The sequence below is a fragment of the Streptomyces sp. NPDC021012 genome, from assembly GCF_044333355.1.
In the GTDB taxonomy this organism is placed as follows: Bacteria; Actinomycetota; Actinomycetes; order Streptomycetales; family Streptomycetaceae; genus Streptomyces.
On record NZ_JBIRQU010000014.1, the window covers coordinates 39974 to 56262 of the forward strand.

The following is a 16289-nucleotide window of genomic DNA, read 5'->3' on the forward strand; positions in this document are numbered from 1 at the left end:
CACGTCACAACTGCCGGCCTCGTCCCGCCGGTCCCGCGCCGCCTCAGCGCGCGGTGAACCCGCCGTCGACGGTCAGCACGGATCCGGTCACCTGCCGGGCGTCGTCCGAGAGCAGGTAGACCACGGCGGCGGCCACGTCCTCGGGCTCGATCAGGGCGTTCATGGGCTGCGCCTCGGTGAACGTCTGCTCGTGCTCGCCCACCTGCACCTCCAGGGCGCGGGCGATCTCGGCGAGCATCCGGCCCTCGGCGGTGGCGTCGTCCCGCACGGAGCCGGGGCACACGGCGTTGACCCGCACCTTGGTGGGCGCGTAGTCGAGGGCCGCGGCCTTCGTCAGTCCGATCAGGCCGTGCTTGGCGGCGACGTAGCCGGCGAAGTGCCGGTAGCCGACCAGTCCGGCCGTGGAGGACACGTTGACGATCGAGCCGGAGCGGCGGGCGCTCATCGCCCCGGCGACCGCGCGGACGACCCGGTAGGCGCCCGACAGGTCGACGTCGATCATCAGCGCCCACTCGTCCTCGCGGATCTCGTGCACCGGCCGGCCCGAAGGGGCCGCGATCCCCGCGTTGTTGACGACGCCGTCGATCCTGCCGAACCGGTCCTCGGCGAGGGCCACGGCGGCCTCCACCGAGGACGGGTCGCGGACGTCGCAGGCGGCGGTGAGCACGGCCGCGCCCTGCTTGCGGCACAGCGTGGCGGTGTGCTCCAGCTGGCCCCGGGTGCCCAGCGGGTACGGCACGCCGTCGAGGTCTTCGCACAGGTCCAGGAGCGCGAGGTCGGCGCCCTCGGCGGCGCAGGCGAGGGCGGTGGCCCGGCCGAGGCCCCGGGCCGCGCCGGTGATCAGGACGGTCTTCCCGGTCAGACGCACAGTTCCTCCGCCGCCCGGTCCAGGTCCTCGGCGAGGACGCGGAGCAGCTCCGGCGCCGACTCGGCCAGGTACATGTGGCCGCCGTCCAGCTCCACGGCCCGGAAGCCGGCGTCCGTGGTGCGGGCCCAGGCCTCGGCCTCCGCCTGGCTGACGAGGGTGTCGCTGCTGCCGCGCAGGCTGGTCACGGGGACCGGGAGGGGCCGGGCGTCGGCCGGCAGGTACGACTCGTGCATCTCGACGTCGGCGCGGAGCGTGGGCAGGATCAGCTCGCGCATCTCGGGGTCCTGGAGGGCCTCGTCGGTGTAGCCGGCGAACTCGCTGACGCGGGCCAGGAAGGCGTCGTCGTCGAGGCCGGTGGCGTGCCGGTTCCGGGGCTCGGCCGGGTGCGGGGAGCCGCTGGCGAAGAGCCGTACGAGCGTCACGCCCGGGGTCGCGGCGAGCCGGCGGGCCAGCTCGTACGCGAGGACCGCGCCGAGGCTGTGGCCGAACAGGGCGACGCGGTGCGGTCCCGGGGTGCCGCCGGGCGCGGTGTCGCCGGCCGGGGCGTCGTCGAGCGCCGCGAGCAGGTCGGTGAGCAGGCCGTCGGCGGCGACGGAGGCGTCCCGGTAGGGCTCCTCGTCGATGAGGCGCTCCCGGCCCGGCAGCTGGAGCGGCAGGACGTCGAGGCCGAGGGGTTCGGCGACGCGCTGCCAGGGCCGGTAGAAGGAGGCGCCGGCACCCGCGAAGGGCAGGCAGACGAGTGTGGTGCGGTCGGTCATGTCAGTTCCCCTCGGGGGCGTCGGCGGCGAGGCGGACGTCGTAGGTGACGGGCAGCTTCACGAGGCCGCGGCTGGTGGAGTTGTCGAAGAGCCACTCGATCTCCTCCTCGGGCACGGCCAGGCGCAGGCCCGGCAGGCGGCGCAGCAGGGTCGTGAAGGCGATCTGGCCCTCGACCCGGGAGAGCGGAGCGCCGACGCAGAAGTGCGGGCCCTGCCCGAAGGCGAGGTGGCGGTTGGCGGTGCGGGTGATGTCCAGCTCGTCGGGGTTCTCGAAGGCCTCGGGGTCCCGGTTGGCGGAGCCCATCAGCAGGTGGACGAAGCTCTCCTTGGGGATGGGGCAGCCGCCGAGCTCCATGTCCTCGGCGGCGACGCGGAGGGTGCCGCGGTAGACCGGGGACTCGAAGCGCAGGAACTCCTCGATGGCGGACTCGGCCAGCTCCGGCCGGCTGCGCAGGAGTTCGAGCTGGTCGGGGTGGGTGAGGAGGGCGTGGACGCCGTTGCCTATGAGGTTGGCGGTGGTCTTGTGACCGGCGATGATCAGCAGGACGAGGGTGGAGATCAGCTCGTCGTTGGTGAAGCGGCCCTCCTCGTCGGCGGCCCGCACCAGGATGCTGACCAGGTCCTCGCCGAGGTCCGCGCGCCGGTCGGCGAGCAGGTCGGTCAGGTAGCGCTCGATGTTCTCGCTGGCGTCCTTGAGCTTCTCGTTGGACTCGGCGTCGGGGTACGGGGCGCCGCTGAGCCAGTTGCCCCAGGTGTGCAGCTGCGGCCGGTCCTCGACCGGGACGCCGAGGAACTCGCAGATGACGCGCATCGGCAGCGAGAAGGCGAACTCCGTCAGGTTCACCTCGCCGTGCTCGGGGAAGGCGTCGATGAGCTCGTCGGTGATCTCCTGGATGCGCGGGCGCAGCACCTCCATCCGGCGCGGCACGAAGGCGCGGCTGACGAGCTTGCGCAGCCGGGTGTGCTCCGGCGGGTCGGCGGTCAGCATGTTGCGGACCAGGACCGGGCTGGAGTCCTTGACGAGGTCGCGGAACCAGGCGGGGGCGTTGTCGACCTTCTTGGACAGCCGGGGGTCGCTGAACGCCTTGAGGGCGGTCGCGTAGTCGGCGACGACGTAACCCTCGCCGCCCACCGGGTAGTTGATGGCGTGGACCGGGCAACCGGTGGCACGCAGCTTGGCGTTGCCCGTGTGGAGGTCGTTGCCCTCGGGGGCGGTGAAGAACTCGGGGGGAAGCTGCTCGGCGGTGCGGGGCAGTTCGGTGGTCATCGGGTCTCTCCTTCGTTGTCCGCGGACGCCTTGTCGGAGGGCTTGGTGTCGGAGGGCGTCGTGTCGGCGGACGCCTCGTCGGCGGGCCTCGTGTCGACGGACACGGTGTCCGCGTACGTCTCCGGGGGCGCGAGGTTGCGGATGCGCGGGCTGAGGGTGGGCAGGGCGGCCAGTCCCGAGACGACGGCCATGACGGTGAACACCCAGACCGGACCGGCCTGGTCGAAGATGGTGCCGATGGCGAACACGCCGACGGGGGCGGCGATCATCGACATGAACATCACGGCGCCGAGGACCCGGCCCTGCGCCTTGTCCGGGACCATCGCCGCGAGATAGGCGAGGAACAGGGCGCTGGTGATGGGCCCGCGCAGGAACACGCAGGCGACGATGATGCCGAGCGGGACGAGCCCGGAGACGTTGGCGAGCAGCACGGCGGCCACCGGGCCGATCCACGCGGCGGCCAGGAAGAGCTTGGCCGGCGCGACCCTCTTGATGACCGGGCCCGCGATGAGCGAGCCGACCAGACCGCCGACGCCGGCGATGGACAGCAGCATGCCGGTGAAGCTCGCGGAGGCGCCCCGGCTCTCGGCGGTGGCGATGAGCGCGAGGAAGACGCCGGAGTGGGTGAACGCCATGTTCGAGCCCATGATCCAGACGATCAGCAGCCGCAGGACCGGCTGGCGCGCCAGGATCCGGAAGCCCTCGGCCGTACCGCGCTTCTCGCCCGGGGCGAGCTGCTCCACCTTCATCGGCTTGCGGATGAACAGCAGCAGGACCGTGGAGACGAGGAAGCCGACGGCCGCGCTCAGGAACGGGAAGGCGCGCGCCACTCCGAAGAGGGTGCCGCCGACGGGCGGGCCGCCCATGGTCGCGGCGAAGTAGCGGATCTGGTTCTGGGCGGTCGCCTGGGTGAGCTGGGACGGCGGGACGAGCTGCTTGATCGCGGCGAGGCCGGTCGGGTTGGAGATGCCCAGACAGGCGGCCGAGCCCACGGCGACGGTGAAGATGAGGGCGGGGTGGGTCTGGTCGGCGAGGATCAGCGCGCCGAACAGGCCGAGCAGGACGACCCGGACCACGTTGCAGATGATCATCAGCAGTCGGCGGTCCATCCGGTCGGCGAGCGTGCCGCCGGGGATGGAGAGCAGGCTGGCGGTGATGAGCTGGGCCGATCCGACCGCGCCGGCGTAGAAGGCGGAGCCGGTGGACGACAGGATGAGCAGGGGGTACGCGACCTCCGCGGTCTCCTTCGCGAGCGCGGCGAACGCCTCGCTGGTCCACAGCGCCTGGAAGTCGAGGTTCTTCAGGAGCGGCTTCTCGGCCTGCTCGGCGGCCTCGGGCTTCTCCGCCTGTTCCGGCTCCTCCGCCCGCTCCTGTTCCTTCCGCTCCTCGTCCACCGCGCTGTCGGGCGGGGTCTGCGAGACCGTCATGAGTCCTTCCTCTCCTTGTGTTCCGCGGCCCGGGGGACCGTCTTGAGTGCCTCGTCGAGGCGCGCGGCCAGCTCGTCGACGTGCGGGGACCGCAGCATCGACCAGTGGTCTCCGGCGACCGGGACCACGCGCAGACCCGCCGGATACAGCCCCGCGAGGCGCCGGCCCAGCCGGGCGGCCGTGCCCGGGTCCGCCTCCGCCTTGAAGAGCACGGTGGGGCAGGTCACCGGGCCGGGCCGGTGGGCCAGCACGGCGGCCTGGCCGGCGAGGAACCGGCGGCGCGCCTCCGGGTCGGCCCGGAGCGCCCCGGCGACCGGTCCGACCCCGAGCAGGGTGTCGAGGCCCGCCCGTACCCCGCCGAGCAGGAAGTCCGGGGCCGCGGCCACGGGCAGCGGCCGGGTGTCGGGCACGTAGCCGTCGAGGCTGAACAGCAGGTCCACCGTCCGCCCCTGACGGATGAGCAGCCGCGCGGTCTCGTGCGCGACGACGGCGCCGAAGGACCAGCCGCCGAGGGTGTACGGACCTTCCGGCTGGGCGTCCAGCAGGGTCCGGGCGTGTGCGGCGGCCAGGGCGCGGATGCCGCCGCCGCGGGGCACGGACCGCTCCAGGGCCAGTACCGGGCGGTCGTCCGCGGGGGAGAGCCGCGCGGCCAGCTCCCGGTAGGGCAGGGCGTTGCCGAGGGCGTCCGAGAGGAGGAGGACGGGACGTCCGGTGCCCTCCCGCAGGACGGTCGTGCCGGGCGGCGGCGCGTCGTGGACGGGGCCGTCCCCGCCGGGCAGCCGCTGGTCGACGAGCTCGACGAGCCCGGCGAAGGTGCCCTTCAGGGAGAACTCGGTGACGGAGATCCTCACGCCCACGCGTTCGCGGACGGCGGTGGTGAGCGCGAGGGCGAGCAGCGACTCGCCGCCGAGCGTGAAGAAGTCGTCCCCGTCGGCCACGGAGGCGACGCCGAGGGTCTGGCACCAGGCCTCTTCGAGGACGGCCCGCCGGGGGCGGCGTCCGGCGTCCGGGCGGCCGGGGGCCGCCTCCGGGCGCCGGACGCCCTCCGGCGCCTTCGCCGGGGCCTTGCCCGGGAAGGGGTCCTCGCCCAGGAACGGGTGCGCGGGCAGCGAGCAGTGCGCGGGCCGGTCCTCGGGGTCGGCGTACCGCCCCTCCAGGACCGTCTCCAGGGCGCGGTCCACGCCGAGTTCCCACAGGGCGCCGATCGCGTCGAGGAGCCCGGTCTCGGCGTCGGCCCGCCCGCCGGGGGCGAGCCGCACGGTCCGGTGGCCGGGGTCCCAGCCGGGCGCGGTCCGCAGCGAGCCGGTCATCGAGCCGCCGGGGCCCAGTTCGAGGTAGGTGGCGCAGCCGGCGGCCAGCAGGGTGGCGGTGCCGGAGTCGAGCCGGACCGGCTCGCGCAGGTGCGCGGCCCAGTAGCCCGGTTCGGTCGCGGCCTCGGGATCGGCCCAGTCGCCGGTGGTGTTGGAGATGTACGGCAGCCGTGGCGGGCGGGCGGGCATCGACGACAGATGGTCCCGCACCGCCTCGGCTGCCGAGTTCATGGCCGGCGAGTGGAAGGCCCGCCGGGTGTGGACGGGGGTGACGCGCAGTCCGTCCAGCGCGTCCCCCGCGAGGAGGGAGTCCATGGCGGTCTCGGGGCCCGAGAGCACCGCCGAGCCGTTGCCGCGCACCGCGACGGTGACGGCCGCGTCCGCGGGCAGCCGGGCCTCGACCTCGGCCGGGTCGGCCTCGACCAGGGCCATCCGGCCGGGGGAGGCGTCGCGCATCGCGACGGCCCGCAGGTGGACCAGGCCGACGGCGTCCGGGAGGCTCCACGTCCCGGCGAGAGCCGCGGCGGCGTACTCACCGATGCTGTTGCCGAGCATGGCGTGCGGGGTGACGCCCCACGCGGCCAGCTGGCGCCCGAAGGCCAGGCCCAGGGCGAAGAGGCCGAGCTGCTGGTGGACGGTGTCGGCGTACCAGTCGTCGGCGTCCGGACCGGCGGACGCCGGGACGACCACCGGGTCGAGGTCCACGCCGCACCGCTCGTACGCGAGCGCGCGGATCTCGTCGAAGGCGGCGCGGAACTCCGGCAGCAGGCGGTACGCGGCCTCGCCCGCGGCGCTCTTGAGCGTGCCCTGCCCCGGGAAGAGGAAGGCCACCTTGCCCAGCCGCCGCGGTTCGCCGAGCAGCCCGGCGGCAGCGGCGGCGCTCGCCGCGCGCAGCGCCTCGGCGGCCCGGGCCGCGTCGCCCGCGACCACGGCCTGGCGGTGCCGGTGGACCCGGCGCCCCGCCAACGTCCGTGCGACAGCGCCGAGTTCAGGAACTCCGCCCTCTGTCCCGTACGCGGGCGCGTCGAGGTCCGGCGCCCCGGCCCCGGTCCCGGTCTCGTGCGCGGGCGTATCGAGGTCCGGCGCCCCGGCCCCGGTCTCGTGCGCGGGCGCGTCGAGGTCCGGCGCCCCGGCCCCGGTCCCGGTCTCGTGCGCGGGCGTATCGAGGTCCGACGCCCCGGCCCCGGTCTCGTGCGCGGGCGTATCGAGGTCCGGTGCTCCGGCCCCGGTTCCGTGCGCGTCGAGATCCGCTGCCTCGGCTCCGTGTCCCGTCGCCCCCGCGGGTGCGTCGAGGTCCGGGGCGGAGGCCGCGTTCTCCCGTGCCTTCACCGCCGCGGCGAGGTGATCCGCCAGCGCCCCGCCCAGGCCCGCCAGGGCCCGGGTGTTCTGCGCCGACAGGGTCAGCAGCTCCGGCCTGGAGGTCCGGGGGGCGGCGGGGCGGCGGGCGGGCGGTGCCTCGGTCAGGACCGCGTGGGCGTTGGTGCCGCCCACGCCGAAGGAGCTGACCGCGCCGGCCCGCAGCTCCTGCCCGGCGCCGAGCTCCCACGGCTCGAAGCGCTCCGTCACCCGGAAGGGGGAACGCTCCAGTTCGAGGAGCGGGTTGGGGGCCGTGTAGTGGGCGGTCGGGTAGATCTCGCGGTGCTCCAGCATGAGCGCCGTCTTGATCAGGCCCGTGACGCCGGCGGCCGCGCCGGTGTGCCCGACGTGGCCCTTGACGGCGCCGAGCGCGCACCAGCCGGTCTCCCCGCTCGCCGCTCCGAAGACCTCGGTGAGCGCCTGCACTTCGATGGGGTCGCCCAGCTGCGTGGCGGTGCCGTGCGCCTCCACGTGCCCGATGGCGGTGGGGGCGAGACCCGCGGCGTCCAGGGCCGCGCGGATGACCTCGCTCTGGCCGGCGGCGGAGGGCGCGGTGAAGGCCATCTTGTCCGCGCCGTCGTTGTTGACCGCCGTACCCGCGATGACGGCGGCGATCCGGTCGCCGTCGCGCACGGCGTCGGCGAGCCGCTTGAGCACGACCACGCCCACGCCCTCGCTGGGCACCGTGCCCCCGGAGCGGACGTCGAACGGGCGGCAGTGCCCGTCCTGCGCGAGGATCCCGCCGGGTTCGAAGAGGTAGCCCCACTCGCCGTCCGGCATCACGGTGACGCCGCCCGCGAGGGCCGCGTCGCACTCGCCGCCCACCAGCGCCCGCACCGCGAGGTGGACGGCGGTGAGCGAGGTGGAGCAGGCGGTCTGCACGGTGAGGGCGGGCCCGCGCAGGTTGAGCTTGTAGGCCACGCGGGTGGCGACGAAGTCCTTCTCCCGCCCGATGTGCCGGGCCAGTTCGCTCAGTCCGTCGTCCTCACGGCCCGGCCCCGAGCGGTCGGCGCCCGCGTAGACGCCGATCCGGCCCGGGAACCGCACGGGGTCGAGACCTGCGTCGTCGACGGCCGTGGCCGCGCACTCCAGGAAGACCCGCTGCTGCGGGTCCATCGCCGCCGCCTCCGCCCGGCTGTACCGGAAGAAGGACCAGTCGAAGCGGCGGGAGTCCTCGATGACGCCCATGGCCGGTACGAAGTTCTCCCGGCCCGCGTAGGCGGGATCCACCCCGTACCGGAGCAGCTCCTCGCGGCCGGGCCGGCTGATGCCGTCCCGGCCGGCCCGCAGCAGCGCCCGGAAGGCGCGGACATCACGCGCGCCGGGCAGCCGGCAGGCCATGCCGACGACGGCGACGGCGCCGTCGTCGGGAGACGCCGGAGCGCTCCCGGCGAGAGTGAGGGACATATCAGGCTTCTCCGCCCAGGTCGACGTACAGGTGGTCGAGGCCGACGTAGCTGAGGTTGGGACCCCACACCGCGGCCTCCTCGGACAGCCGGGCGTGCGGGAACCGCGCGGCCAGCCGGCGCAGCAGCACGGCCGCCTCCAGCCGGGCCAGCGGGGCGCCCACGCAGTAGTGCGGTCCGTGACCGAAGACGAGGTTCCGGTCCCCGGCCGCCGGGGCGGCGGCACCGGTGACCGGACAGGCCGCGGGAGCCTCGGCGGCCTCGTCCAGCGGTCCCTGCCCGGTGAGGCTCACCAGGACCAGGTCCCCCTGGCGCAGCCGCGCCCCCGCGAACTCCTGGTCGTACGCGGCGACCCGGGCGAGGTGCCGCAGCGGCGGCCTGCTCACCAGGACCGACTCCACGAGGCCGGTCACCGCGCCCGGTTCGTCGCGGACGACGCTCTCCCACAGGGCCCGGTCGCCGAGCGCGGTCAGGACCAGGGAGCCGAGCAGCGAGGCGGTGGTCTCCAGGCCGCCGAACAGGCACATGGCCCAGGTGGCGGTGGTCCGCGCCCGGTCCTCCGGGGTGTCGGTGGGGAAGCCGTCCAGGGCACGGGCCCCGGCGAGCGCCTCGGACATCTCCACCATGACCCGGTGGGCGGCCTGCGCGTAGTCGCGGCGGTACATGGCGCCGATGAACAGCGACAGGGTCCGCGACCACTCGTGCAGCACGGCCGGGGCCACGTCGATCCCGACGACGTGGGCCATGACCTTGCCGGAGATGCCCTCGGCGACGGCCGGCACGAGGTCCTGCGGGGCGGCGCCGGCGGCGAGTCCGGTGAGGCACTCGTCCGTGATCTCCTCGACGCGCGGGGCGAGCGACCGTACGTACGAGGCGGAGAACATGCGCTGGACCGGGCGCCGCAGCGCCGTGTGCTCGGGGGCGTCGGCCTGGACGAACCACAGCCGCAGGAACTCGGTGAGCTCCCGGTACTCGGCGCGGGCCGCGTCCGTCATGTAGAGCTGGTAGGAGCGCTCGAAGGTCCCGGAGGCGAAGCCGGGGTGGTTGAGGACCTTCAGGGCCAGGGCCGGGTCGGCCACGACCCAGCAGTCCAGTCCGTCGTCCCACTCCGGGGCCCGCACGCCGTCCGCGAGGGACGGCGGCGGGACCGGTGCCGTGGCAGAGGTCATCGCTCCGCGGCCTTCTCGATGAGCGCGCTCAGCCCGGCGGGCGTGGGCGCGAGCAGGAAGTCCCGCAGCCGTACGGTCGCGCCCAGCTCCTGCTTGACCTTGCGCACGAGGCGTACGGCGCCGAGGGAGTTGCCGCCGATCACGAAGAAGTCGGTGTCCTCGGTGACGTCGGTGACGGGCTCGCCCTCGATGACGGCGGCGAACAGCGCGGCGATGCGCTCCAGGTCCACCCCGGCCGGAGCCGGAGCGGCCACGGGCTCCTCGACGGCCGGCGCGGGGGCGGCGGCGGACCGCTTGGCCGGCCCGGCCACGGCGACGAGCGCCCGCCGGTCCACCTTGCCGTTGGCGGTCACCGGCAGCCGGTCCACCACGGCCCACAGGTTCGGCACCATGTAGGACGGCAGCGTCTGGTGGAGCAGTTCGCGCAGCGCGACCGCGTCGACGGAAGCGCCGGGCGCGAGGACGACGGCGGCCACGAGGCGCTTGTCGGCGCCGTCGCCGTCGGTCACGACCACCACGGCGTCCTGCACCTCGGGGTGCCCGGTGAGCACGTCGCTGATGGCGCTCAGCTCGATCCGGTAGCCGCGCAGCTTGACCTGGTCGTCGGCGCGGCCGAGGAAGCGGAGGCGGCCGCTGGTGTCGACCCTGACCAGGTCGCCGGTGCGGTAGAGGCGCTCGGGCACGTCGGGGGAGAGGTGGCCGAACACCCGGTCCGTCTCCGCCTCGTCGCCGAGGTATCCGTCGGCCAGGCCGGCACCGCCGGTGTAGAGCTCGCCGACCGCGCCGGGCGGGAGCTGGCGGCGACGGGCGTCGAGGACGTGGACACGGGTGCCCGGCACGGGGCGGCCGATGGGCAGCGGCCCGTCCACGTCCTCGGCGCGCGCCACCGAGTGGGTGGTGGTGAAGGTGGTGTTCTCGGTGGGGCCGTACCCGTTGGTGACCACGATGCCGGGGTGCCGGGCGAGCAGGCGGGCGGTGTGCTCGTGGGGCACCACGTCGCCGCCGGTGAGCAGCTGGCGCAGGCCGCCGAGGGAGTCCGGCGCGAACTCCTCGACCAGTCGGAAGAGTCCGGCGGTCAGCCAGGCGACGGTGACCCCGCGCTCCTGGAGGAAGGCGCCCAGCTCGGTCGGCGAGGCGAGGCCGGCCGGGTGCACCTCCAGGACGGCGCCGGTGAGCAGGGCGCCCCACAGTTCGAGGGTGGAGGCGTCGAAGGACAGCGGGGAGAGCCGCAGCATCCGCTCGCCCGCGCCGAGGCGGACGTAACCGGCCTCGTGGACCAGGCGGATGACGGCCCGGTGCGGGACGCACACCCCCTTGGGCTGCCCGGTGGAGCCCGAGGTGAAGGCGACGTACGCCAGGCGCGCCGGGTCGGCGGGCGGGGTCGGCACGGCCTCGGCCGGGCCGGGCTCCCAGGTGGGCTCCCAGGTGGCGACGGCGGGCACGCCGAGGCCGGCGAAGCGTTCGGCGACCGGGCCGGTGACGGGGCCGGTGAGGGCGGCGGTGGGCCGGGCCTTGTCCAGGATCTTGGCGACGTGGCCGTCGGGCAGCGTCGGGTCGATGCCGACGTACGCGGCTCCCGCCCAGGCCACGCCGAGGACGGTGACGGCCTCGGCCACCGAGCGCTCCACGCCCACCAGGACCCGGTCGCCCGGCCGTACGCCGGCGGCGAGCAGCAGACGGGCCTGCTCGGCGGCGGCCTCGACCAGCCGGCCGTACGTCAGGGTGTGCTCGGCGTCGCGGACGGCGACGGCGTCGGGCGCCTGCGCGGCGACCTCGCGGAAGAGGGCGTCGAGCGAGGTGGCGGGGAAGTCCTGACCGCTCGCGTTGATCTCGTCGAGCAGCGCGCGGCCTTCGGCGGAGATGCCTCGGACGTCTTCGAGGCGGGCCTCGGGGGCGTCGGCGAGCTGTCCGACCGCGGCGCGGAAGTCGGCGACGAACGCCTCGGCCTCGGCCTGGTGCCAGACGCTCGTGGCGTACTCCAGGTGACCTGCGTACGAGGGGTCGGCGTGGCCGATGAGCATGGTCAGGTCGAACTGGGAGCCGCCGCCGTGGCCCTCCTCGACGCGGACGCGCAGCGGTCCGGCGGTCAGTTCGCGCGGCACGAGCTGGTCGTGCATCCCGAAGCAGACCTGGACGAGCGGGTGGCAGCCGAGGCTGCGCTCGACGCCGAGGCGGGCGACGAGCTCCTCGAAGGGCAGGTCGCCGGCGTCGATGGCGGCGGCGAGCGAGCGGTGGACCCCGCGCAGGAAGGCGGCGACGTCGAGGTCGTCGTCCACGTCGACGCGTACGGGCACGAGGTTGCCCGCGACGGCGATGAGGCGGCTCAGCTCGGAGCTGCCGCGGCCGAGCAGGGGCACGCCCACCAGGAGGCTGCGGGCTCCGGTGCGGCGGGCCAGCGTGAGGCCGAAGGCGCCGAGCAGGAAGGCGTACGGGGTGATGCCGAGGGCGCGGGCCCGGGCGGCGACCCGCTCGGTGACGCCGGGACCGAGGTCGAGGCCGAGGCGGTCGCCGGCGCCGTCCTGGACGGCCGGGCGCTGCCGGTCGGCGGGGAGTTCGAGGACGGACGGCACCCCGTCGAGGCGCTCGCGCCAGAGCGCGGTCTGCTCGTCCCAGGCGCCCCGGGCCCTGGCCTCCTCCTGGTGGCGGCGCAGGGCCGCGAGCGGGGTGCCGAGGTCGCGGGGGGCGGCCTGGTCGGCGGCGGTGGCGAGCTCGGTGTACGTCTCCAGGAGCTCCCGCAGCAGCTGGCCGACGGCGTGGCCGTCGAGGACCATGTGGTGCGCGGCGAGGACGAGGGCGCTGCGCTCGTCGGAGGCGTCGGCGGGGACCCAGTGGCCGAACCGGTAGGCGGGGGCGGCGGCCAGGTCGAAGGGCTCGCGGCCGAGTTCGGCGCCCTGGCGGCGGACCTCGCCCTCGAAGGCCTCGGCCGGGCCGGTGCAGACGTGCTCGACGAGCTCGGGGACGTGGGCGGGCAGGATCTCCTGGACCACGTCGTCGTCGCTCTCGCGGAAGACGGTCCGCAGTCCCTCGTGGCGGGCGACGGTGGCGGCGACGGCCTTGGCGAGCACGTCGCGGTCGAGCCGGCCGCCTTCGGTGAAGCAGCGGAAGACGAGGTTGTACGGGGAGCCGCCGGCGACCCGCTCGATCAGCCACATGCCGCGCTGGGCGGGGGTGAGCGGCTGGTCGGCCCGCTCCTCCCGGTCGCCGGCGGGGGCCTCGGAGGCGGTGGCGGCGACGGGCGTGGCGCCGTCGAGGACCTGGGCGAGCGGGGCGTCGCCGAGCAGCTCCATGAGCGCCACGCGCAGTCCGAGCTCCTCCTGGAGGACGGCGGCGAGCCGCATGGCGCGCAGGGAGTCGCCGCCGAGGGAGATGAAGCTCTCGTCGCCGAAGGCGTCGGGGCCGTCCGGGAGGTCCAGTATTCCGGCGGCCAGTGAGCGGGCCGTCATCGGGCGGCTCCGCCCTGGGTGCGGGCGGCGGCGAGGAGCGCGGCCCGGTCGCCGGCGGCGGCGGGGGCGGCGGCCGGCTCGGCCGCGGCGGCGATGAGGTCGGCCTGGCCGCTGACGGTGGGCGAGCGGAACAGGTCCATGGTGCGGACCTCGCGGCCGGAGACCTGGCCGAGGCGCTCGACGAGGAGGACGAGGAGCAGCGAGTCGCCGCCGGACTCGAAGAAGCTGATGTCGTCGGCGATGTCGTCGGTGTCCAGGACCTCGCGCCAGATGGAGCGGACGAGTTCGAGGCGCGCGGCCGGGTCGTCCAGGTCGACGGCCGGGGCGGTGGCGGTGGGGCGTACGGACTCTTCGAGCACGGGATTCTCCGGGAAGGTGGCGAGGTCCACGGCGCTGTGCCGCAGAGCGTTGAGGAAGTCCTGGACGTCGGCGGTGTCGAACACGTTGACCGGGTAGTCCAGGGACAGGGCGAGCCGTCGTCCGTCGGGCGTGTCCTCCAGGCGGACGAACACGGCCAGGTCGTACTTGACGAACATCGGGTCGAGCGGACGCAGCCTCCCGGTGGTGCCGGGGGCGAGGTCCACGGACCGGGGCGCCTCGTCGAGGTTGACCAGGACCGGCGACAGCGGCGGCCACAGGGCGTTCCGGTCGGGGTTGAGGGCGGCGGACACCGCGTCCAGGGGGACGTCGCTGTCGACGAACGCCTCCATGCCGCTGACGCGTACGTCGCCGAGCAGGTCGTGCCAGGTGTCCTCGGGTCCGACGGTGACCCGGAGCACGACGGTGGTCATGAACATCCCGATCACGTCGGCGGTGTCGGGATCGTCACGCCCCGGCCAGGCGAAGGCGATGAGGAAGTCGCGCTGGGGCCCGGTGCGGGCGAGGGTCGCCGCCAGGAGCGCGACGCCGACCATGAAGGGGGTGCAGCCCTCCTCGGCGGCCACCGCCATGACCCGCGCCGTGGTGTCCGGGTCGAGGGAGGCGGCGAGGGAGGATCCGAGCAGTGATTCCTCGGACCCGTCGAGGGGGGTGCGGGGGAAGGGCAGTCGAACCTCGGCGGGTGCGCCGCGCAGCCGGTCGACGACTTCGGCGACCTGCTCGGCGATCTCCTCCGGGGTGCGCTCGGCGACGACGGAGGCGGGGTGCGGCGGAGTGCTCAGCCGCGGCTCCACTCCGGCTGTGGCGGCCCGGTAGAGGGTGAGGACGTCTTCCAGGAGCATCCCGCGGGAGACCCCGTCGAAGATGATGTGGTGCACGTTGAGCACGAGCAGGGTGCGCTCGGCTCCCATGCGGATGATCTCGGCACGGGCGGGCGCGTCCCGGGCGAGGTCGAAGGGCGCGGAGCTCAGGGCCCGTACGAGGTTGTCGACCTCCTCCTCGCTCCAGCCCTCGGCCTCGGCGTCGAGGAAGCCGGGCTCGGCCGGCGGGCCGTCGGTGCGGTACTCGACCTGCCGGCGCCTGACGTCGAGCCGGAAGCGGGCCCGGAGCGAGGGGTGCCGGGAGAGCGACCGTCCGACCGCCGACATGAGGGCCCGGTGGTCCACGGGACCGGTGAACTCGACGACCGTGGGGACCAGTTGGGTGGGACGCAGCAGCTCGTCCCGGTCCAGGACCCACATGCCTTGCTGCACCCGGGTGGCCGGATACCAGACGTGATCGGACGGTGACGCACCGTGCGGTGCCGCGGGCAGCACGAAGGGGCCTCCGAAATCTGCGGAAGGGGCGGGCGGGCGGGGTGGGTGGGGGGAGAGACTCAGCCCCACTGGGAGTCGTCGGCGACGGCGAGCGTCACGGTGGCGACCGAGGCGGCGGCGGGCGGCGGGGTCGGGCCCCACTGGGAGTCGGCGGCCACGACGGTGGCCGGAGCGGCGGCGACGGCGGCCAGACCCGCGGTGGCCAGAATCGTCAGGGCGAACGCGGCCAGGTAGCGAACGGAAGCGCGCTGAAGCATCTTTCTACCTTGCTTTCTTACTTGGTCAGAGTTGGTCTGCATGGTTCAGAGCTGGGTGGTTCCCCGGCCGAAATCTTGCGTTGTCTTTGCGCCCCAGGTCTCGCGGATCGGAGAGGATGATCCTGCAATGCGAGAACCAGCAGGGTGGGGAAATGTGCACGAGACCGGACATGGAGAACGAAGGAGGCGCGGATCGGACCCCCGAGATCTGCGCGGACGGCCTTCAGTACTACGCGGACGCGCTGCAGGGCCGCCCCACGCCCGGTGAATGTCCGCGCTGCCTGCTCGACCTGGGACTCGTCCAGCGCGTTCCCGACGGGACACTGGCCCCGATCCCGCCGCGACTGGCGGCCGGCGCCCAGATGGAACACATGGAACGCGTCATCGAGGAGAAGAAGAACGCCCTCGCGGCCATGCGGACCGCCGTCGCCCAGGCGCAGGAGATCTACCTCGACAGCTACGGCAAGGGCGAGTCGCACCTGATCCGCGTGGTCCAGGGGGCCAACGCGATCAGCGCCACCCTCTCGGCGGCGGTGCACGCCTGCCAGGAGGAACTGCTGACGGCCCAGCCCGGCGGCGGCCGGCCCCAGGAGATGCTGGACAAGGCGCTCGCCAGCGACCTGGAGGCGATCGGGCGGGGCGTGTCGCAGCGGACGATCTACCAGCACACGGTCCGCTCCCACCAGCCCACGCTCACGTACGTCGAGCACATCGCGCAGGCGGGCGGCGAGGTGCGGACGTTGGACGAGGTCTTCGACCGGCTGATCATCTGCGACCGCAAGGTCGCCTTCATCCCGGATCCCAGCTCGGAGCGGAGCGAGACCGCGCTCGCCGTGGAGCACCCGGGCGTGGTCCGGTACCTGGTCGGCATCTTCGAGCACACCTGGCAGCGGGCGTCACCGCTGCGCAGCTTCCCCAGCACCCGGCTGCCCCCGCTGCTGACGGACGAGGTGCGCCGGGCGATCCTGCGGCACATGGTCAACGGCCACACGGACGAGGCCATCGCGGCCCGGCTCGGCATGAGCACCCGCAGCGTGGCCAACCACATGCGCTGGGCGGCGGAGCTGTTCGGCAGCCGCAGCCGGGCGCAGCTGGCGTACCTGATCGCCAAGAGCGGCTTCCTGGACGACGTACCGGAGTGACGGGCCGACGGCGTACCGGAGCGACGGGACGGCGTACCGGAGTGACGGGGTGACATGACGGACGGGGGAGACGCGGCTTCACCTTCCCCCGGGCGTCATGTACGTTGTGCCCACAGCACCATCCCCGCACGGCCGTCTCCCGGCCGTCGCACCGCGCAGACCGGTTGGTTCCCCGTCGCGCCACGCTGGGCC

The 16289-nt window shown here is 74.5% G+C and carries 10 protein-coding genes; 1 reads left to right on the forward strand and 9 read right to left on the reverse strand.

Going from position 1 to position 16289, the window contains the following annotated elements:
• Positions 1-43 precede the first annotated feature (43 nt).
• Genes ACH4TP_RS33215 through ACH4TP_RS33255 form a run of 9 tightly spaced genes read right to left on the reverse strand, consistent with a single transcriptional unit; the run spans position 44 to position 14955 of the window.
• Positions 44-868 carry an SDR family oxidoreductase gene (locus tag ACH4TP_RS33215; protein ID WP_389226635.1) on the reverse strand — a complete coding sequence of 275 codons (825 nt, stop codon included), beginning with the start codon at positions 866-868 and terminating at the stop codon, positions 44-46.
• Positions 859-1626, reverse strand: coding sequence for a thioesterase II family protein (locus tag ACH4TP_RS33220; RefSeq protein ID WP_398185906.1), 768 nt, complete (start codon positions 1624-1626; stop codon positions 859-861). Before ACH4TP_RS33220 ends, ACH4TP_RS33215 begins: the two co-directional genes overlap by 10 nt.
• 1 nt (position 1627) lies before the next feature.
• A complete protein-coding gene (locus ACH4TP_RS33225) occupies positions 1628-2893 on the reverse strand; it encodes a cytochrome P450 (RefSeq protein WP_398185903.1) in 1266 nt (421 codons plus the stop codon).
• Positions 2890-4320 (reverse strand): MFS transporter, encoded by a 1431-nt coding sequence (locus tag ACH4TP_RS33230; RefSeq protein ID WP_398440047.1) that lies wholly within the window; start codon positions 4318-4320, stop codon positions 2890-2892. The genes ACH4TP_RS33225 and ACH4TP_RS33230 overlap by 4 nt, the downstream gene beginning before the upstream one ends.
• A complete protein-coding gene (locus ACH4TP_RS33235) occupies positions 4317-8393 on the reverse strand; it encodes a type I polyketide synthase (protein WP_398440048.1) in 4077 nt (1358 codons plus the stop codon). Before ACH4TP_RS33235 ends, ACH4TP_RS33230 begins: the two co-directional genes overlap by 4 nt.
• 1 nt (position 8394) lies before the next feature.
• Positions 8395-9561: a cytochrome P450 gene (locus ACH4TP_RS33240; RefSeq protein WP_398185894.1), complete on the reverse strand. Its 1167-nt coding sequence runs from the start codon at positions 9559-9561 to the stop codon at positions 8395-8397.
• Positions 9558-13004: an amino acid adenylation domain-containing protein gene (locus ACH4TP_RS33245; protein WP_398440049.1), complete on the reverse strand. Its 3447-nt coding sequence runs from the start codon at positions 13002-13004 to the stop codon at positions 9558-9560. The genes ACH4TP_RS33240 and ACH4TP_RS33245 overlap by 4 nt, the downstream gene beginning before the upstream one ends.
• A complete protein-coding gene (locus ACH4TP_RS33250) occupies positions 13001-14698 on the reverse strand; it encodes a condensation domain-containing protein (RefSeq protein WP_398185888.1) in 1698 nt (565 codons plus the stop codon). The genes ACH4TP_RS33245 and ACH4TP_RS33250 overlap by 4 nt, the downstream gene beginning before the upstream one ends.
• Positions 14699-14757: 59 nt before the next feature.
• Positions 14758-14955 carry a hypothetical protein gene (locus tag ACH4TP_RS33255; protein WP_398440050.1) on the reverse strand — a complete coding sequence of 66 codons (198 nt, stop codon included), beginning with the start codon at positions 14953-14955 and terminating at the stop codon, positions 14758-14760.
• Positions 14956-15125: 170 nt separating this feature from the next.
• Between ACH4TP_RS33255 and ACH4TP_RS33260 the strand changes: the two genes are divergently transcribed.
• Positions 15126-16097 (forward strand): LuxR C-terminal-related transcriptional regulator, encoded by a 972-nt coding sequence (locus ACH4TP_RS33260; protein ID WP_389226662.1) that lies wholly within the window; start codon positions 15126-15128, stop codon positions 16095-16097.
• Positions 16098-16289 lie beyond the last annotated feature (192 nt).